The following is a 16966-nucleotide window of genomic DNA, read 5'->3' as shown; positions in this document are numbered from 1 at the left end:
GGGCAGAGCCCCGCGACGTTCACCCCTGTGGCCGCAACAGTTCCGCCAACAAAGGAAGTTGCGCCGGATCCTCCAACGCCGAACCAACGGCGACGACCTTCGCCCCCGCCGCCAAATAAGCGGACGCGTTCCCCGCATCCATCCCCCCCGTGGCAACGAACGGCACCTCCGGGAACGGCCCCCGCATCGCCCGGAACCACTCCGTCCCGAGCACACTCGCCGGGAACGCCTTCAGCCACGTGCACCCGATCCCCCGTGCGGCCTGCACATCCGTGGCGGTGGCCACGCCGGGCAGATGCGGCAGCGCGGCCGTGACACTGGCCCGCGCCACCTCCGCGTTCAACCCAGGGGCCACCGTGAACGCGGCGCCCGCGTCCACCGCCCACCCGAGCCGTTCGGTCGTGGTGACGGTCCCCGCGCCGACCGGCTTCCCGCGCTCCCGGCCCGCGGCGACCACGGCGGCCAGCACTCCCGCCGCCTCCTCGGTCTGCACGGGCACCTCGACGCACTCGATGCCGAGTTCCCATGCGCGTACGGCGAGTTCGACGGACTTGTCTGCGGGCATGCCGCGCAGGATCGCCATCACCGGCACTCCGGCGAACAGCTCATCGAACGTTGTGGCTACGGACGCCATCCCAGCTCCTTGGAGATCGTGTCGGCGGTGGTCATGAGGTCGGGCAGTACTTCGGATTCGAGCGCGCCCAGGTCGGCCTTGGCCTTGAGCGCGGTCACGGACGCGGCGGCGACGACCTCGCCGCTGCTGTCCCGTACGGGTACCGCGACGCAGTTCACGAAATCCTCGTACTCGCCGTCGTCGACGGCCCAGCCGCGGGCCCTGGCCTCGGAGAGGGCCTTGCGGTAGGCGTCGGGGGAGGTGATCGTCGTGCCGGTGTGCGGCGCGAAGTCGCAGTCGGCGAGCAGCGCGTCGGCCCGTTCCCTGGGGATGTGCGCCAGGATCGCCTTGGCGACTCCGGCGGTGTGCAGGGTGACCGGGCGGCCGATCTGCGAGTAGAGGCGCACCCCGTCGACGGGATCGACCTTGTCGACGTACACGATCCGCTCGCCCTCCAGGGCGGCGAGGTGCACGGTGTGCCCGCAGCGCTCGCCGAGCAGCCGCAGGTGTTCGCCCGCGACGTCCTTCAGCCCGAACTGTTCCAGGGCGAGGTGGGCGAGCCCGGCGAGCCGGTGCCCGACCGCGTAACGGCCGTCGGGGAGCCGGCGCGCGAGGCCGCCCTCGGTGAGGGACTCCAGGATGCGCAGCGCGGTCGAGCGGTGCACGCCGAGGTGCTCGCCGACCTCGGTCTGGGTGCGCGGGCGGCGGGCGATGAACTCGAGGATGTCGATGGCGCGACGGACGGTCTGTGACATGGGGTCAGCGCTCCTGTGTGGTGGCGGGAACGTAATCCTCGATGCTGCGCAGCGTCCGCCCGGCCAGCCGGTGCCCGAGCGCGAGCCGCTCGGCGGGCGTGGAACCGCCCAGCAGCCCGCTCAGATACCCGGCAGCAAAGGCATCCCCGGCACCCACGGCCTCGACGACATCGACGACGGGCGCCGCCACGAACTCGCTTTCCCCGTCGGCTCCCTCGCCGGCGAATTCGGTCGCCCCCACATCCCCGTCCTTCACCACGAGGATGCCGCGCGGCGCGAGGTGTTCCCGTACGTCCTCGGCGGTGGCGGTGCCCCACAAGGTCTCGGCCTCGTCGCGCCCGACGAGTACGACGTCGGCGCGGCGGGCGAGTGCACGCAGCGCATCTGCCGCCGCCTCCCGTGAACTCCACAGCGCCGGACGGTAGTTGACGTCGAACGACACCTGCGTCCCGCTGTCCGCCGCCCGCTCCATGAGGGTGTCCACGAGCTCGGCGCAGCCGTCCGACAGGGCCGGTGTGATCCCGGTGAGGTGCAGCAGCCGTACGTCCGTCAGGTCGACGCGGTCCGCGTCGGCCGGCGTCATCCGGGACGCGGCCGAGCCCGCCCGGTAGTAGTGCACGCGGGTGCCGTCGGGGCCCGGGTCCTTGAAGTACACGCCGGTGGGGGCGGCCGGATCGGCGAGCACCCCGTCCACGCGCACGCCGCGCGAGGCGACCGCCGCGACGATCCGCCGCCCGAACGGATCGTCCCCGACCCGGCTCACCCACGCGGCCTCGTGCCCGAGGTCCGCGAGGTACTGCGCCACGGTCGACTCGGCACCGGCGACCGCGAGCCGCAGCTCCCGGCTCCGCTCGAGCCCCTCGCCGTCGGCGGGGGTGACCTGCGCCATCGTCTCGCCGAGGCAGACCGCCGTACCGGACATTCGCCGTCCTCCAATGACATCCCATTGACATCCCGATGGGCCCATGAAGAACATTAGCAGCCTTCACGCAACAGGCGTGCATATGTTGCAACATCGGGTCGTCAGTCGGCCCACCGAGCCCGGAAAGAGAGTGAGATGAGCCCGACGACGAGCACATCCACCCACAAGGAGCCGTCCGCTCCGAGAGACGCGAAGGTGATGAGCGCGCGCACCCGCCAGCGCCGCACAGCCGCCGCGAGCGTCGTCGGCTCGATCCTCGAGTGGTACGACTTCTTCCTCTTCGGCGCGTCGGCCGCGCTCGTCTTCAACAAGGTCTTCTTCCCGGACGTCTCGCCGTTCGCGGCGACCCTCGCCTCGTTCGCGACCTTCGGGCTCGGCTTCGCCGTGCGCCCCATCGGCGGCCTCGTCCTGGCCCACCTCGGCGACCGCATCGGCCGCCGACCGGTGCTGATCCTCACCGTGATCCTGATGGGCGTCGGCACCCTCGCCATCGGCTTCCTGCCGACGTACCACGCGATCGGCATCTGGGCCCCGATCCTTCTCGTGCTCTGCCGGATGATGCAGGGCTTCGGCGTCGGCGCCGAGCTCGGCGGCGCGTACGTCATGTCGACGGAGGCGGCCGAGGAGGGCAAGCGCGGGTTCTACGGTTCGCTGCCCGGCGCGGGCGAGTTCATCGGCGTCGTCATCGCCTCCGGCGCGGTGGCCGCCGTCTCGACGCTGCCCGAGGACGACTTCCTGAGCTGGGGCTGGCGCATCCCGTTCCTGGCCAGCGCCTTCGTGGTCGTGATCGCCCTGCTGATCCGCAACGCCGCGCCCGAGACCGAGCAGTTCGAGCAGGCCCGCGACAGCGGAAAGCGCGAGAAGCTCCCGGTCCTGGCCGCGATCAAGACCCGCCCCAAGGCGATCGCCCTGCTCATCGGCTCCGGCTGCGCCACCGCCATCGCCTCGTACGCGATCCAGGGCTATCTGCCCAGCTACCTCACCAACCAGCTGGGCCTCTCCTCCGGCACCTCCGTCCTCGGCATCACGATCGCCTCGGCGGTCTCGATCCTCACGATCCCCCTGGCGGGCGCGCTCTCCGACCGGGTCGGGCGCAAGCCGGTGATGATCGGCGGCGCGGTGGCCATCACGCTCTTCGCGTACCCCTTCTTCTGGCTGGTGGACACGCGCGAGCCGTGGCTGATCTACCTGGCGATCACCGTCGCCTTCGCGCTGATGCTGAACTCGATCTTCGCGGTCACCGGCACGTTCTACGCGGAGTCGCTGCCGACCGAGGTCCGCTACAGCGGTCTGGTCTTCGTCCGCGAGATCAACGGCGTTATCTTCGCGGGGACTTCGCCCTTCGTGGCGACGCTTCTCGTCGACGCGGGTGGCGACCGCCCCTGGTACCTGGCCGGGTACATGGCGCTGGCGGGCCTCGCGAGCGCGCTGTGCATATGGCGCCTCCCGGAGACGGCGCCGGTCCGTACCGAGGGCTGACGCCGCGGGCCGGGGCGGAGCCCCGAGGCGTCGGCCGCCACGGGGCGCGCCGGAATCCGGATGCGCGCCGCGACCGCATCCCGCCATGATGCGGATCATGCCGATCGACATCCCGCACATCATCAAGCCCGGCACCCTGGCGTCGGGCCCACAACCGACCCTCCACTCGACCGACGGTGAACTCGTCCTCCGCACACCTGAGTTCACCGACGCCCCCGCGATCCACGACGCCTTCCAGGACCCGGCCCTGCGCTACTGGCACATTCGCGGCATGGAGTCCGTGGACGAGGCCCGCGACTGGGTGACGTCGACGCACGAGGGATGGCGGGAGGAGACGGCCGCCCAGTGGTTCGTGGCCGGGGCGGCCGACGGGGCGCCGCTCGGCAGGATGGCGCTGCGCCAGATGAACCTCATGGAGGGCGTCGCCGAGGTCGGCTACTGGGTGCTGCCGGCCGCCCGCGGCCTGGGCGTGGCCCCCAGGGCGCTGGCGGCGATGACCGACTGGGCCCTCGATGTCGGCTTCCATCGCATCGACCTCCTGCACTCCACCCGCAACGAGCCCTCGTGCAAGGTGGCGCTCAAGGCCGACTACCCGCTGGAGGGCACACGCCGCAGCTCGGCGCTGCACACGGACGGCTGGCACGACATGCACGTCCACGCCCGTATCAACGCCTGCATCAACTCGTAGACCAAATCCAGGCGTTGAGTGCTCTACTTGCCCCGATGGGCTCTTGACAGCGTGCGTACTGTTTCGCGACCTTTGAGCCCCATGGGGGGAAGAGGGGGGCCCATGAGCAGCATGCTCGCGTATCAACGCACCTGTCCGGTTACCGGTCCGAACGCCGGCCCATGCACCCGCGGTGAAGGGCGGTCGAACCGACGTTGAACATCACGACGTACAGAGCCGATGAGCTCAGCGCGTCCTTGCGTTCCGCCTGGCACGAAACGATGGAGCAGTCTCCGGACTTCCAGAACCCGTTCCTGGCACCGGAGTTCGCGGAGGGGGTCGCCAGGTTCAAGGGCCGCGCGCACGTGGCGGTGCTGCGGGAGGGGGCCGAACCCGTCGGATTCTTCCCGTACGAGAAGGGGCCCGCGGGCATCGGCCGCGCCATCGGCATGGGCCTGTCCGACTGCCAGGCCTTGGTGCACCGGCCAGGAGTCACCTGGGACACCCGCCAACTCCTGCGCGCCTGCGGCCTGTCGGTCTTCGAGTTCGACCACCTCGTCGAGGAACAGAGACCCTTCGGCCGCTACGTCACCGGAACCTTCGCCTCACCCGTCCTCGACCTGAAGGACGGCAGCCATGAGACGTACGAGGAGTGGCTGAGGGCGACGTACCCCGGTCAGGCCAAGACGACGCTCAAGAAGGAGCGCCGCCTGACCCGCAACGTGGGGGAGATGCGCTTCGTATACGACGAGCGCGACCCCAAGGTCCTGCACCAGCTGATGCGCTGGAAGTCGGCCCAGTACCGCCGTACCGGCCGCATGGACCGCTTCGCCCGCCCGTGGATCGTGCACCTGACGGACCATCTCTTCCAGGTCCGCGAGGACCACTTCACGGGAGTCCTCTCGGTCATCTACGCGGGCGACCGCCCGGTCGCAGCCCACTTCGGCCCGACGTCGAAGACGGTCTTCGCGGCCTGGTTCACCGCGTACGACCCGGAGTTCAGCTACTACTCCCCGGGCCTCCTCATGCACCTGCGGATGGTCGAGGCCGCGGGCCGCGAGGGCATCCGCCTCATGGACTGGGGTCGCGGTGAGAAGGAGTACAAGGACTGGCTCAAGACCCGCGAACTCCGGGTGGCCGAGGGCTTCGCGACCCGCCCCCACCCCGCCGCAGCCGCCCACCGCCTCTGGCGCCGCCCGGTCCGCGGCCTGCGCAACACGGTGCTTGCGCATCCGGAGCTGCGGGAGCGGGCGGACCGTGTGCTGCGGACGGTGGGATCGATGCGGCAACGGTCTTAGCTGGTGGGGGGCGGCCCGCCTTTCGTGGAGGGCCGCCCTCAACCTCAACAGGGGGACGATCCACACAAGCACTCGTCGGCACTACGATCCGGTCCATGGAGTGCTTTGCCGCTTGGCGCACGCGGGTCTGAGGGCCCCGACTCGCCGCCCCTCGTTCGGGGCGGGAGCGGGCCGACCCATGCCCAGTTTCCCCTGGGTCCCAAGCCCTCAGCCCTCAGCCCGAAAGGCACTCTTCGATGCGTATCCGCGCATTCGCCCACGACGACGTGGCTCCACTCACCGACCTGACCATCGAGACGTTCCGGCCGTTCTTCGAGGAGGTCTTCCGCCCCTTGATGGGCGAGGTCATCTTCACGGTCCAGCACGGCAATTGGCGCGACGACTACCGACGACAGGTCGCGGGACTCCACGCCCCCGAGCGCCACTCCTACGTCGCCGTCGCGGAGGTGGCAGGCGTGATCGCCGGCTACGTGGCGTGGGCCGTCGACCCGGACCGCAGACACGGCGAAGTCGTGATCCTCGCGGTCTCGTCCGAGCACCGCCGCCACGCCGTGGGTACGGCCCTGTGTGAGCACGCCTTCGAGCAGATGCGCCTGCGCGGAGCGGAGATCGTCGAAATCGGCACAGGAGGAGACCCCTTCCACGCACCCGCCAGGGCTCTATACGAGCAACTCGGTTGCACCCAGAACCCGGTGGCTGTCTACTTCCGGCAGCTCTAGCCAGAGGAGAACTTGAGTGACCATTTCTTGCGTCATCCTCGATATCGGCGGCGTTCTGGAGATCACGCCGGAAACCGGGTGGGTGCGACGGTGGGAAGAGCGGCTGGACCTGCCACTGGGCACCGTCGACGAGCGGATGCACGACGTATGGCGGGCCGGGAGCGTCGGGAGCATCAGCGAGCGAGAGGTACAGGAGCAGGTATCGACCCGCTTGGGCCTCGATGGCTCCCTGGCCGAAGCCTTCATGGCGGATCTCTGGGCGGAGTACCTGGGGACGCCGAACGAGGAGCTCATCGACTACGTACGAGGGCTGCGGGGAACCTGCAGGCTGGGCATCCTGAGCAACAGCTTTGTCGGCGCCCGCGAGCGCGAGACGACGCTGTACCACTTCGACGAACTGGTGGAGCAGATCGTCTACTCGCATGAGCTCGGCATCGAGAAGCCCGACCAGCGCGCGTTCGATGCCGCGTGCGCCGCCTTGGCCGTGCGACCGGAGAACTGCCTGTTCATCGACGATGTCCCAGTCAACGTCGAGGCGGCCCGGACGGCGGGCATGCAGGCGCACCTGTTCGAGGACAACGCACGGACGGTCACGCGCATTGCCGCGCATCTGGAGACCGGGCCCGTGAGCCCAGTCTCCTTCGGCGCTCGACGGGCCGAGTGACTAAGGGCGGCGTAGTCGGACGGCAAGGAAGCAAATCCTGCCGCTACATGTCCGGCCCGTCGACACCTCGTCGAGCGTCAGGCGGGTAGATCACTATCGGTCTCTCGGACGTCACCATGGCATCAGCCTTGCGGCCCGCCTCACCGGCCGCGCGCTGACCTCGTCCAGCCTGTGTGAGACCCGTAACGAATCCCCGTGATCAATTTCCATCGCGCCTGGCCCGCCGCCTAGCGTCCCCCGGACACATCGACAGCCGGGGGGCTATTTCGAGCGGAGCAACACAGTGGCCCACCTGGCATACAGCGGCACAGGTGCCGGGAGACTCATAGGCGAGCTGCTGCCCGACTGGCTGGAGCTGCCGATCGCCGGGGCCATCTTCGCCGGGTTGATCATCTACGGCGTCATCCAGCGAATCCGCAATGGGTCCCCCGCGAACCGCCCCGAGAACATCGCGATACGCAAGGGCGCGGCACTCCTAACGGTCTGCTCGTCCGCCCTCTTGGAGATTCTCGGCGTGATCGGGATCTTCGCCTTCGGGTGGCCGTGGTGGGCAGGCGTCGCACCCGCCGCCTGGTGCGTCCTCGGCGTCTTCCTGCTCCGCTCGGCGCTCAAGGCGGGGGAGCAGCGCAAGTGAACCTGCGCGAAGACAAGTGGGAGGTCATCGCCCTCGCCGGGGGGACCCTGTCCACCATCGACCTCGTCACCACGTACACCGGCTGGGCCCGCGTGTTCTGCCTGGTCCTCGGCCTCTTCGGCATCAGCGCCTGGTGCCGGGAAATCCGCGTGAAGCGCCGCAAGCGCCGCAAGCGCCGCGACCTGCGCCGGGCCTGGCTGACGCACTTCGACCGCCTCATGCGCGACGAGGTGAAGCGCCGATGCCGCTGATCAAGCCCCAGCCCATGAATGTCGAGGTGTGGGTCCGCTTCCAGCACGCCCGCCGCAAGGCCCACATCTTCGCGGGCGCCGGGTTCGTCCTCGGCACCATCGGCATCGCACAGGGTTTCACGCCCCAGGCTTGGTGGGTACTCGGCGGCTCCGTCGTGGCCGCCGTGCCCTTCGAGTTGTTCTGCCGTCGCGTCAAGGCCGCCCAGCCGGAAGGTTTCCGCCGATGAAGCCGCCCGTCCTGGAGTTCGCGGTGCCGGTCGTCCTCGCCGTCGTCGTCGGCGCGGTCGGCATCGTCATTGGCGGCGGCTGGGGTCTCACGCTCGGCGGTGGGGCGCTGTATCTCGTCGTCAAGGCCCTGCTCGACGCCCTCGGCTTCGGCCTCTGGCGGCGCCGTCACTCCGACAAGAGGGGGGACGATGAGTAGATACCTGCGCCCCCTCGCCCTCGCTACGGCTGTCGTCATGGCCGTGGTCATCGTCGGCGGCCTGTCGCCACAGTGGGGCTCGCCGCTGGCCTTCGGCGTCTTCTACGCCGGGTTCATGGCCCTCCAGCGGTACGTGGACAAGGGGGACGACGATGATCAATAAGGTGCTCGTCCGGATCATGTACGCGCTGATCTTCGGCGGCGTGATCGCCTACGTCGCCCAGGGCCTCTTCCGCGACGGCTGGGTGTCGGCAGCCTTCGGGGTCGCCACCGTCGCCGTCTTCGGCCTCTGGAACCTGCGCCGGGCCACAGTGCCCCGCGACCGGCAGCTCGGCCCCGTCGGCAGGTTCCTGATCACCCCTACCGGCCTGGTGATCGGTCTGGCCGTGGTGGCGCTCGCCGGGGTGCTGGTCTGGCTCGGCCTGGGCGACTGCCCTCCATCGCCCGGCCCCACGACGTGCGATGTGCCCAGCCACATGAACTGGTAGCCGCACAGCAAAGAGCCCCGACCGGGGTGAGCGACCGGGGCCTTGCTGGTTTGTCTTCACTCATGCCTGCGCAACGGCGCACCGTCGGGCGCAGTGGTGGCGCATGCCACGACGAGTAGGTGAAGGGCTAGCGGCCGCCTACACAGTTGCCCGGATCAGCATCGTTGCCGCGCTCTGGCCCGCCGGCGGTTCGATGATCTCGGTGCGGACGTCGGTGAATCCGTGGCGGTGCAGGAACTCGGTCCACTCGTCGGGTGTGTGGTCGTGACGCATGCCGGCCCTGCCCGGCTTGAGTTCCTGGCTGTCGGCCGGGAGGTGGGAGAACGCGAGGACACCGCCGTCGTTCATGCGGGCCCGTACGAGGGGCAGTAGCTCGTCGGGGTCGACGAACCAGACTGCGCCGAAGATGGACAGCACCACATCGAAGGTGGCGGCCTCGGTGGTCAGGTAGTCGACGGCCTCGGCCGTGCGGAAGTCCAGGCCGGGCAAGTGTCCCCAGCGCTCGCGTGCGGCGGCCTCGCGGCTTGGGGCGACGTCCACGCCCGTGCAGGTGGCGCCGAGCGTGGCCAGGTGGGCGAGGTTGTCGCCGTTTCCGGAGCCCAGCTCCAACACCTTCAGGCCGGCCAACGGCGTGCCGAGAACGCCCTCGTCGGGGCCGTGGTCCGGGTACTGGGTCCAGTTGAGCCACGTCGACTGGCCCCGTGCGTTCACTGCACGGCGAAGTGTGCGCTCCTTGGCGAAGCGGTCCCAGGTCTCGGCGAGCGACATGCAGATGGTTCCTCTCACAGGGGAAGGGGCCCGCCCCGAATGTAGAGGGGTGGGCCCCAACTCTCTGTCTTTGTAGCCTACTTGCTCTTGCCCGTGTTGGGCGAGTCGGTGCACCCGGCGTGGCACTGTGTGCACTTCACGCCCATGTTCCAAAGCTCGCGGTCGATGACGAAGCCCGCGGCCTCGATCGCCGCGACGGTGGCCTCCAGGACCATCGGCCGGCCGTCGGCTTCGGCCTTCACCTTGTCGTCGTCGCTGACGCAGGCGACGTCGCCGTGATTCTTGCCTTCGCCACCGCCGTCGTTGGTGCACTGGACGCACAGATCGGTTTCGAGTTCGGGTACGTGGTGGACGTACCGGCCGAAGTGCCCGTAGGTGAACTGGTGGTACGGGATGGTGTCGAGCATGAACGAGTGAACGCCCTGGTCCACCTCGGGGGACGGGCCCACGAGGAGGTCGGGGTTCTCTCCGGCGGCCACGAAGTACGCGATCGTCTGGCCGAAGATGCGCTCTGCCTTGTCCTGGCCGATCTCGGGATCCCGCATGATCAGCTTCACTTGCCGCGCCCACACGTCCTGGGGAACGAACGTCTTAGGGTCGCGGATCTTCACGGCGGTGCTCATGCTGGTGTGCCTCCACGCGATGGGGGATTCGTGGTGGTGCCTGGGGAGCGTCCTCCGCCTCGGCGGCATCGCGGGCAGATGCAGGGCGGCATCACACCAGTCGCCATGGGCTCTCCGCCCTCGCCCTCGTAGAGGGTCCGTGAGGTGGTCTGCGTGCCGTCTGCTCTGACCGTGTACGCGCTGATGCGGATGGACATGGCTCCCATCCTGTGGACGCGGGGCGACCATCGCGGCGACACATCTGGCGTCCGAGAGGCGGTATGTCGGCGTCACACGAAGGCGTCAAACCGGTGTCATTGGACGAGGCGCGTAGCTAGCCTCGGACCATGACCACCACAGCACAGGTACAGACGAACGACGTCCTGCGTGCCGTGCGTATCGGCATGCAGCTCTCGCAGGACGAGTTCGCGAACGGACTCCGCAAGACCGGCAAGGAGCTGGGCGAACCCAACGATGCCAGCAAGCGCCTCGTACAGCGGTGGGAGTCGGGCCAGACCCGCACATGCCGCCCGCTGTACGCCCGCGCATTGCAGCGGTTCACGGGCCGCCCGATCGAAGCACTCGGGTTCGCGCTCGCCGTGTCAGCCTCCCGCGTCCACGAGGACGGCGCAGGCGGCCACGACATGGACGCCGGGGCAACCGGTGTCGCGGAGGCGGCCGAGGCACCCGAGACGGCGCCGGAAGCGCAGGCGGTGGACTACTCGGGTATCTGGCTGAGCCGCTACGAGTTCTACTCCTCCGGCCGCGACACCACGTACGAGGGCAAGCATCATGTCCTCGTCGTGCACCGGGACAACCGGCTCACGGCCGAGTCCCTGCCGGGCGCGTCCAGCAACCCCGACAGCCCCCTGCACCTCGACCTCACGACGGACCGGAACATCGTCACCGGGTCCTGGATCGAGCAAACCGCTTCGGATGGCTACTACCGGGGCGCCCGCTACCACGGGGCGATCCAGATGCTGATCGAGCCGACCGGGCGCCGGATGGCCGGCAAGTGGGTCGGCTTCGGCAAGGACTTCGACGTGAACACGGGACCGTGGGAACTGCGGCTCCTCGACACGTCGACGTCCAAGGCCACCGTGGAGCGCTACTCCCGCGCCCCGGAGTAGGCCCCGCCCGCACCACTCGGGACGCCGGTGCCGCGTCGTGGCGTCGACTGGCCTCGCGGCTCATGCGGCGGCTTGCTCGTCGTGCTCGCGCAGCATGCGCATCACGGTCGCAGGAGACGGGTGCTCCCGGCAGGGGCGTTCGAGGTCTACTGTCTGGGCGGCATCCTCGTGTGCCGACGCTGATCATCGTGATCGCGGTGCCCTGGAGAAAGGGTCGTCTTGATCCTCCTCATACCGGTGGTGTTTCTCGCTACCGTCGCATTGGTCATGTTCTTCCTGCTCCGGGGCCTCGGGGTTGCCCTGCCAGGGGACGCGCGTTGGTCCGGACAGGGCTGGCGCCGTCCAGTCGTGGCCGCCGCCTTTGCCTGCGCGGCCACGGCCACGGCCGCCTACTCATGGGGAGCCATGGGGCTGTTGTCGACCGTGGCGGTGGCGCAGGACGGCGGGGCGGACTCGGCGCCGTTTCCGTACGACCATCCATGCAGGGAGCAGTTGAAAGGGGCGGTGGACTATGACGTCCAGTTCCTCACCCTGCGCACCGTATGCGTGATGGACGACGGAACGCGGAGAGCAGTGGATGACGTGCCGCAGGGCGTTCGGGCGACGGCAGCGGGATCGGCGGCCTCTGCCGCCGTATTGACGGGCATCCTGTTGGCCACCGGGGCCTCGCGTGCACGCCCGAGGCCGGCGAGTGACGCTGACGACGTCGACCCCGCAATTCAGTAGCGGGCGTGGGCCTCGTTTCGGACTGTGCGGGAGTTGCACCGAGAGAGGTTCGCCCGCGGGCTGCGTGTGCGCGCTTTCTCGGCAGGATTCGAACCTGCGACACCCGCTTTAGGAGCTCGAACTAGGCGGCGTTGTGCAACTGTCGGCCATGGACGCGAAGGCCAGAGAGTGGTGCTGATGAACACCACTGTCCGGCGCCGTTGATGTCAGTCTTGGATGTCAGGAACTCACGTCATCGGGCACTGTGTTCGCTGCACATTGCTGCTGTGCCGCGTGGCGCTCCCGAGCCGCCAAGCGCTTGAGTCGACGGTTTCTCTGCCCGGCTGCTCGCTGCTGAGCTCTTACCATCCTTGCGTCCCGCGGGTCGCTGACGAGGTCGTAGTCGTAGAGAAGAAGTTCATTGTCGTCTTCTGCAATGAGCTCTCGCAGAGCCGCGATGTGTCGCTCGGGGTTGACCAGCCGGCGCTTCGACTCCAACCAGGCTGCGCGTCCGCCGTCGTTTTCGGCCATGCGGGGACCGTAGCGCACCTCCGGAACGAGGGGGAGTGCCTTCCTTGGCTGGGCCGCACACGACCCCGGAGGCCCTTTGGCTCTCAGAGGAAGTCGCTGGTAGGCGCCTTACGGGCGCTCGATCGGCTGGGATCCGTCCACAGATAGTCCACGGTTCCGTGGCCACGGCTTAGTCGATGACGCCTGGCTTCGGTGGCGTGGGTTGCGGTACTTCCCTGCTGTACTGCACACCCGGACGTCGTCTCGTTCGGCGTGCTGAGTACACCTGATGATGTCGGCAACGATGGAGACGCCGCTTAGGGATCGACTCCTTTGCTGTCCTCCTCAGTGCTCCCGGCCTCATAGAACGTTTCGGCCCGCTCTTGGATCATGTGCCACTCAAGTTCAGCGAGCAGCGACAGCATAAGCATGATCGCGATGATGCAATGACCGTCGTTCATGTGCTCCAGCGGCAGGCGATGCATTACCGCGTGTCGGGACAGGTTCTGTGGGAGTGGATCTTGCCTCTCCGGGAAGTACTGACTGAACAGTGGCTCGATCGGCGTGAGGACGACCTGGTCCTGCGGCCACCATTGCGGGTGCGGCTCCATACCCGCTGCCTTCTTCAGCTCGTCGTACATCTTGTACCGGGTTCGCTCCACGCGGGCTACGAGGAACATGATGTCCTCCGCCGCTGCCAGAGCGAGGCATCCAGCAGCGAGCAGGTGACCGTCCTCCCATGCGGCGAGTACACGCCGGGCGGTTTCGGGGTAGTCGGTATGCCAGCCGTCGGAGTCTTCCGGAACCGTGCGGCGACACGCGGTGCGTAGCTTCGCTTGGTGGCTTACGAGGACATCGAGCTTCGCGGCGTGGTGGTCATCAGCCTGGACGAGTTCACGGATGACGTCGGCGGGCGGTATCCACGCGACGGGGATGCCATGGTTCCTGGCGAGTGAGTGAAGCTGACTTAGGGTCGCACCGGAGCCCCACCAGTTCCGCTGCCGGACCCAGGTGTAGAGGTGTGGGACTGGTTGAGGGCCATCAACACTGGCGTCGTACCTGTCCCATTGATCGCCCCACTCCGCCAGCTCCTTGGGGCTCACGGCCATTCTTCCGGCCGACGGGTCGCCACTGTAAGTCATATCGGGCATGGTGCCCCAAGCCCTCACTCAAGAGCGTCACAACTTCTGTGAACCCGAACCACATCGCCGGTGAACGGCCCGCCAGTCCGGTCGCTTCAACGCACCCGTTCCACTGACACTTTGAGCCGCAGGCAGGCACGATTGGCTGGACGTTGCGGGACGGTATCGAGCGAGAAGCAGCGTCGGGGGAGAGCAGTGATGGGCATCGACGTGCAAGACCCTCGCGAAACGTGGGGACAGACTGCCTACGCGGTACTGGTCGAGGTGGCGCGTACGTATCACGCTGTCATCACCTACAAAGAGTTGGGACGGGAGGTTCAGGAGCGGTCTGGCATTCACACCCGTGCTCTGCTGCACAACTGGATCGGCTCAGTCCTCGGGCGCGTGGTTCGTGAAGCCCACCGAAGAGGAGATCCGCCCTTGACCGCGCTGGTCGTGCACAGCGACGACGGCATGGTGGGTGAGGGCTACAAGGAAGTGTTGGCGGTTGCGGGACAGCCGCCTGTACCTGGTGTGCTAGAGCGCGAACGCCATGCGGCCGAAGCGCGGCTCGCTTGCTACCGGAGATTCGGTGCCACGTTGCCTCCGGGAGGAGGAGTTCCTGCCCTTGCTCCCAGGCATCAGGCTGCCATTGAGCGTCAGCGGGCCCGTACCGTGCAGCCGCCAGCCTTTTGTGACGGTTGCTTCATGCAGTTGCCAGTGACGGGCATCTGCGACTCCTGTGGATAGAGACCTTGTTCAACCTACGCAGACGGCTCCGGAGGCCCTTTTGTGCGGTGGGTAGCGTGCTGGTCAGCGCCATGATCAACACGACAGTCCAGGGTTCTGTCCACAGGTGGTCCAGACGTAGGAGGCGCCACTGCGCGACCTGTCAGCTAGCGGAGGTGCGCTTCGGTGGGCAGTGCCTCCTCGGCACAAGGCGGCGTGAACTCTTCCCACACTGCGCTGCCGCGATGGTGGGCTGTACGTAGGACCACACCGATCGAACCTCTGTCGACAGCAACTTGGCGCATCATGGGTAGCAGTAGCGTGTCGTGATTGGTGCAACATGACAAGCAAGGGGGAGTAGTGCCGCACGTTCGCGGCTATTACCGCGCCGATGGCACCTGGGTGACCCCTCATTGGCGCGAGGGCCCGTCTGCCGACTATGGAGATCTTGATCTAGAGATCAATGGGGCCACGGTCCTTCTCTTCCTGATCATCTGCCTTACCCCGCTTACCCTGCTGTGCGTAGGGCTCGGATGGGCCGCAGACGTCGACTACTTCGGTGGAGCATGGTTCTGCGCTACTGCGGATGCTGGCTGCGTTCTCATGCTGCGCAGAAGGTGGCGGCTCCAGCGCGCGCAGGAAGTAGCCCGCATGCGTCGAGAGCTTCAGCTGGCACTGGATGACGAGCGCCAGCGGCGTGAGGCCCCGCCCGCCGAAGGGAACTTGGCACCGAACCCCTACGCGGATCGAGTCAATGAATGGCTGCTGTGGCAGACACCCGATGGCAGACCTGGACCCTACGCACCCACGGCCCGCCCACGTCGACCCAGTTGCACCCGATGCGGCACGCAGAAGTACGGCCATCCCGGAGCCGAAGTCTGCTTCTGGTGTGGAGAGTGACTGGGCGCGGGATCCCTGCTACGGCTGTTGGTGTTGTTGAGGTAATCCCTGCGTGGCGGCCGCGAGCTGTGGGTGAGTCCCACTTCAAATGCCAAGCGCTTAGAAGGCGGCTGGCACGATCGTTGCCACATCACCCTTGACCTGGTGTTGCTGGGTGACTATGTGCAAGAAATCAGCGTCTTCGACACGCATTCGACAGAGCAGGTTCCGCACGCCTACCGGCCAGGAGCCGAGTGAAGCTCGTGGAGCGAGTTGACCTGCCCAATCCAGAACTCAAGTCTCGTTGTTGCAGAGGAGCTCTTGGGGAGCATGCTGAGCTGCTGCGCGAGGGCGTAGAAACCAGGCCCAGCGTCGTTCGCCCCGAGGTAGTGAACCAGTGCAGAGATCATGAGCCCGCTCTTCGGGTAGTCCCGTTCCACGATCAGTCCAAGCAGGTAGCCCATGGCGGCACGCTCGTCCGCCTGTTCGAAGTCGAAGCCGGGAAGCCCAGTCCGCCGGGCCAGCACAGAGTTCATCTCTGTGTAGGTCGTGACCTTGCGGAGCTGTGCTCGCTCAACGAGGAACTTCAAGCCGGCGTCAGTCAGCTGTTCCCATACCACGTCGCTTCGGCCGTACATCGCCACCCCCTGCACTCGCGGTCCAGTCATCAAGTATGCCGATCTGGCTGACACGGTGTGGGCGGATTCGATTGCACACAGCTCCGGAGGCCCCTTGAGTCCCAGACGAGTACGCAGGTCACGGGCTTCAAATGGGTCGGCTGGCGGCTGTTCGTCCACGAATAGTCCACGAGCTGCGATCTGATCCGTAGCTCTATGTGGCTCGGCCATCAGCGATCGCGGCGACTGAAGTAAGGGTCATGACAGACAGAGCATGTCGCAGTTGCTGCACAGTAGCTAGCTGTCCGTGGTGCGCTGCCTTGCGGCTACTCACCTGTGGCTGTGGTCAAAGACTTGGTATGGCTCTCAAGTGGCGGGAAACCTACTATGAGTACATGGAGTTGGGGACTCTCGCGGTTGCAGCCATCGGAGCGATCTTCGGCGTCGGGACGACCCTTGTTGCCGATCTCGTGCGGTCGCGCAGAGAACAAGATCGGTACTGGAGTGAGACGAAGCGAATTGTGTATGCGCGCTTCTTGACGTCCCTGGCGCAGGCGCATAGCCGCATGATAGGCGCTGCGTTTAATGACCAGTTGGATGATGCCCGCCGAAATGGGGTTCACGGCGCCTTCCACAATGATCCTCAAAACAGTGACGCCAAGTCTGTGTTGCGGGAGTTGGGCATTGTCGCTCCGGATCGGATTTACCAAGAGGCTCTGCCGGTTTATCGCCAACTTCGCGCTATTCGAGAACTCCTCGCTTCCAGGCCTCTTCGGCCAGAATCAGCGGAATACGAAGCCGTGAGGCAGCCATTTTTCCGGGACTTGGAGACTCTGCAGAGGGCGATGCGAGACGATCTGCAACCGAGATCCTCCCGCAGGTCTTAGGCTTCCTGTCCGCGTCAACTTGGTGGCTCAATGTTTGGCCCTGCCGTGTGGGGGAGCGCCCTAACGGCCCCGCGGTTCGGCCTATCTCATGCCTGCCGTTCTCC

General features: G+C 67.2%; 22 protein-coding genes. 14 read left to right on the top strand and 8 right to left on the bottom strand.

All coding sequences use genetic code 11. From position 1 onward, the window contains the following. Positions 1-19: 19 nt before the first annotated feature. From OHA73_RS19965 to OHA73_RS19955, 3 genes are read right to left on the bottom strand one after another with little or no spacing between them, the layout of a single operon-like run. The gene (locus OHA73_RS19965) at positions 20-634 is read right to left on the bottom strand and encodes a bifunctional 4-hydroxy-2-oxoglutarate aldolase/2-dehydro-3-deoxy-phosphogluconate aldolase (protein WP_327655747.1); all 615 of its coding nucleotides are present in this window, start codon (positions 632-634) and stop codon (positions 20-22) included. After that, on the bottom strand, positions 622-1368 hold the full coding sequence (locus tag OHA73_RS19960; RefSeq protein ID WP_327655746.1) for an IclR family transcriptional regulator: 747 nt from the start codon (positions 1366-1368) through the stop codon (positions 622-624). The genes OHA73_RS19965 and OHA73_RS19960 overlap by 13 nt, the downstream gene beginning before the upstream one ends. Positions 1369-1372: 4 nt before the next feature. After that, positions 1373-2290 carry a sugar kinase gene (locus OHA73_RS19955; protein WP_327655745.1) on the bottom strand — a complete coding sequence of 306 codons (918 nt, stop codon included), beginning with the start codon at positions 2288-2290 and terminating at the stop codon, positions 1373-1375. A 135-nt stretch (positions 2291-2425) separates the two neighbouring features. Between OHA73_RS19955 and OHA73_RS19950 the strand changes: the two genes are divergently transcribed. From OHA73_RS19950 to OHA73_RS19900, 11 genes are all read left to right on the top strand, one after another. Beyond that, entirely contained in the window at positions 2426-3769 is a 1344-nt protein-coding gene (locus tag OHA73_RS19950; RefSeq protein WP_327655744.1) for an MFS transporter, read from the top strand. Positions 3770-3866: 97 nt separating this feature from the next. Beyond that, positions 3867-4457: a GNAT family N-acetyltransferase gene (locus OHA73_RS19945; protein ID WP_327655743.1), complete on the top strand. Its 591-nt coding sequence runs from the start codon at positions 3867-3869 to the stop codon at positions 4455-4457. Between the two features lie 194 nt (positions 4458-4651). Then, a complete protein-coding gene (locus tag OHA73_RS19940) occupies positions 4652-5734 on the top strand; it encodes a GNAT family N-acetyltransferase (RefSeq protein WP_327655742.1) in 1083 nt (360 codons plus the stop codon). A 236-nt stretch (positions 5735-5970) separates the two neighbouring features. After that, positions 5971-6453, top strand: coding sequence for a GNAT family N-acetyltransferase (locus OHA73_RS19935; RefSeq protein ID WP_327655741.1), 483 nt, complete (start codon positions 5971-5973; stop codon positions 6451-6453). Positions 6454-6469: 16 nt separating this feature from the next. Next, a complete protein-coding gene (locus OHA73_RS19930; RefSeq protein WP_266711229.1) occupies positions 6470-7117 on the top strand; it encodes an HAD-IA family hydrolase in 648 nt (215 codons plus the stop codon). Between the two features lie 283 nt (positions 7118-7400). Continuing rightward, complete coding sequence (locus OHA73_RS19925; RefSeq protein ID WP_266711228.1) at positions 7401-7751, top strand: hypothetical protein; 351 nt, start codon at positions 7401-7403, stop codon at positions 7749-7751. Next, the gene (locus OHA73_RS19920; RefSeq protein ID WP_266711227.1) at positions 7748-8002 is read left to right on the top strand and encodes a hypothetical protein; all 255 of its coding nucleotides are present in this window, start codon (positions 7748-7750) and stop codon (positions 8000-8002) included. Before OHA73_RS19925 ends, OHA73_RS19920 begins: the two co-directional genes overlap by 4 nt. Then, positions 7993-8229: a hypothetical protein gene (locus tag OHA73_RS19915; RefSeq protein WP_266711226.1), complete on the top strand. Its 237-nt coding sequence runs from the start codon at positions 7993-7995 to the stop codon at positions 8227-8229. The genes OHA73_RS19920 and OHA73_RS19915 overlap by 10 nt, the downstream gene beginning before the upstream one ends. Beyond that, positions 8226-8426 carry a hypothetical protein gene (locus OHA73_RS19910; protein WP_266711225.1) on the top strand — a complete coding sequence of 67 codons (201 nt, stop codon included), beginning with the start codon at positions 8226-8228 and terminating at the stop codon, positions 8424-8426. The genes OHA73_RS19915 and OHA73_RS19910 overlap by 4 nt, the downstream gene beginning before the upstream one ends. Continuing rightward, positions 8419-8589 carry a hypothetical protein gene (locus tag OHA73_RS19905; RefSeq protein WP_266711224.1) on the top strand — a complete coding sequence of 57 codons (171 nt, stop codon included), beginning with the start codon at positions 8419-8421 and terminating at the stop codon, positions 8587-8589. The genes OHA73_RS19910 and OHA73_RS19905 overlap by 8 nt, the downstream gene beginning before the upstream one ends. Continuing rightward, complete coding sequence (locus tag OHA73_RS19900; RefSeq protein ID WP_266711223.1) at positions 8579-8914, top strand: hypothetical protein; 336 nt, start codon at positions 8579-8581, stop codon at positions 8912-8914. Before OHA73_RS19905 ends, OHA73_RS19900 begins: the two co-directional genes overlap by 11 nt. Positions 8915-9052: 138 nt before the next feature. On the opposite strand, the gene OHA73_RS19895 is transcribed toward OHA73_RS19900, so the two are convergent. Continuing rightward, entirely contained in the window at positions 9053-9682 is a 630-nt protein-coding gene (locus OHA73_RS19895) for a class I SAM-dependent methyltransferase (protein WP_266711222.1), read from the bottom strand. Positions 9683-9759: 77 nt separating this feature from the next. Continuing rightward, positions 9760-10305: a glycine-rich domain-containing protein gene (locus OHA73_RS19890; RefSeq protein ID WP_266711221.1), complete on the bottom strand. Its 546-nt coding sequence runs from the start codon at positions 10303-10305 to the stop codon at positions 9760-9762. A 326-nt stretch (positions 10306-10631) separates the two neighbouring features. Between OHA73_RS19890 and OHA73_RS19885 the strand changes: the two genes are divergently transcribed. Next, complete coding sequence (locus OHA73_RS19885; RefSeq protein ID WP_266711220.1) at positions 10632-11414, top strand: XRE family transcriptional regulator; 783 nt, start codon at positions 10632-10634, stop codon at positions 11412-11414. Positions 11415-11633: 219 nt separating this feature from the next. After that, entirely contained in the window at positions 11634-12140 is a 507-nt protein-coding gene (locus tag OHA73_RS19880; RefSeq protein ID WP_266711219.1) for a hypothetical protein, read from the top strand. A gap of 219 nt (positions 12141-12359) precedes the next feature. Here the strand turns inward: OHA73_RS19880 and OHA73_RS19875 are convergent, their stop codons facing one another. After that, positions 12360-12650, bottom strand: a complete 291-nt coding sequence (locus OHA73_RS19875; protein ID WP_266711218.1) for a hypothetical protein — start codon at positions 12648-12650, stop codon at positions 12360-12362. 296 nt (positions 12651-12946) lie between these two features. Continuing rightward, entirely contained in the window at positions 12947-13732 is a 786-nt protein-coding gene (locus OHA73_RS19870; protein WP_266711217.1) for a hypothetical protein, read from the bottom strand. 237 nt (positions 13733-13969) lie between these two features. On the opposite strand from OHA73_RS19870, the gene OHA73_RS19865 reads away from it, so the two are divergent. Then, positions 13970-14500: a hypothetical protein gene (locus tag OHA73_RS19865; protein WP_266711215.1), complete on the top strand. Its 531-nt coding sequence runs from the start codon at positions 13970-13972 to the stop codon at positions 14498-14500. A 1094-nt stretch (positions 14501-15594) separates the two neighbouring features. On the opposite strand, the gene OHA73_RS19860 is transcribed toward OHA73_RS19865, so the two are convergent. Then, positions 15595-15996, bottom strand: coding sequence for a hypothetical protein (locus OHA73_RS19860; RefSeq protein WP_266711213.1), 402 nt, complete (start codon positions 15994-15996; stop codon positions 15595-15597). Positions 15997-16966: the final 970 nt, after the last annotated feature.

The sequence above is a fragment of the Streptomyces sp. NBC_00483 genome (genome assembly GCF_036013745.1).
Classification (GTDB): domain Bacteria; phylum Actinomycetota; class Actinomycetes; order Streptomycetales; family Streptomycetaceae; genus Streptomyces.
The sequence above is the reverse complement of the archived record's forward strand: the minus strand, read 5'-3'. Positions and strand labels throughout refer to the sequence as shown.

Excerpts from the sequence above, each read along its gene's own strand:
- OHA73_RS19965 (WP_327655747.1), bottom strand. The coding sequence starts at position 634 with ATGGCGTCCGTAGCCACAACGTTCGATGAGCTGTTCGCCGGAGTGCCG.
- OHA73_RS19960 (WP_327655746.1), bottom strand. The coding sequence starts at position 1,368 with ATGTCACAGACCGTCCGTCGCGCCATCGACATCCTCGAGTTCATCGCC.
- OHA73_RS19955 (WP_327655745.1), bottom strand. The coding sequence starts at position 2,290 with ATGTCCGGTACGGCGGTCTGCCTCGGCGAGACGATGGCGCAGGTCACC.
- OHA73_RS19950 (WP_327655744.1), top strand. The coding sequence starts at position 2,426 with ATGAGCCCGACGACGAGCACATCCACCCACAAGGAGCCGTCCGCTCCG.
- OHA73_RS19945 (WP_327655743.1), top strand. The coding sequence starts at position 3,867 with ATGCCGATCGACATCCCGCACATCATCAAGCCCGGCACCCTGGCGTCG.
- OHA73_RS19935 (WP_327655741.1), top strand. The coding sequence starts at position 5,971 with ATGCGTATCCGCGCATTCGCCCACGACGACGTGGCTCCACTCACCGAC.
- OHA73_RS19915 (WP_266711226.1), top strand. The coding sequence starts at position 7,993 with ATGCCGCTGATCAAGCCCCAGCCCATGAATGTCGAGGTGTGGGTCCGC.
- OHA73_RS19910 (WP_266711225.1), top strand. The coding sequence starts at position 8,226 with ATGAAGCCGCCCGTCCTGGAGTTCGCGGTGCCGGTCGTCCTCGCCGTC.
- OHA73_RS19905 (WP_266711224.1), top strand. The coding sequence starts at position 8,419 with ATGAGTAGATACCTGCGCCCCCTCGCCCTCGCTACGGCTGTCGTCATG.
- OHA73_RS19900 (WP_266711223.1), top strand. The coding sequence starts at position 8,579 with ATGATCAATAAGGTGCTCGTCCGGATCATGTACGCGCTGATCTTCGGC.
- OHA73_RS19895 (WP_266711222.1), bottom strand. The coding sequence starts at position 9,682 with ATGTCGCTCGCCGAGACCTGGGACCGCTTCGCCAAGGAGCGCACACTT.
- OHA73_RS19890 (WP_266711221.1), bottom strand. The coding sequence starts at position 10,305 with ATGAGCACCGCCGTGAAGATCCGCGACCCTAAGACGTTCGTTCCCCAG.
- OHA73_RS19885 (WP_266711220.1), top strand. The coding sequence starts at position 10,632 with ATGACCACCACAGCACAGGTACAGACGAACGACGTCCTGCGTGCCGTG.
- OHA73_RS19875 (WP_266711218.1), bottom strand. The coding sequence starts at position 12,650 with ATGGCCGAAAACGACGGCGGACGCGCAGCCTGGTTGGAGTCGAAGCGC.
- OHA73_RS19865 (WP_266711215.1), top strand. The coding sequence starts at position 13,970 with ATGGGCATCGACGTGCAAGACCCTCGCGAAACGTGGGGACAGACTGCC.
- OHA73_RS19860 (WP_266711213.1), bottom strand. The coding sequence starts at position 15,996 with ATGTACGGCCGAAGCGACGTGGTATGGGAACAGCTGACTGACGCCGGC.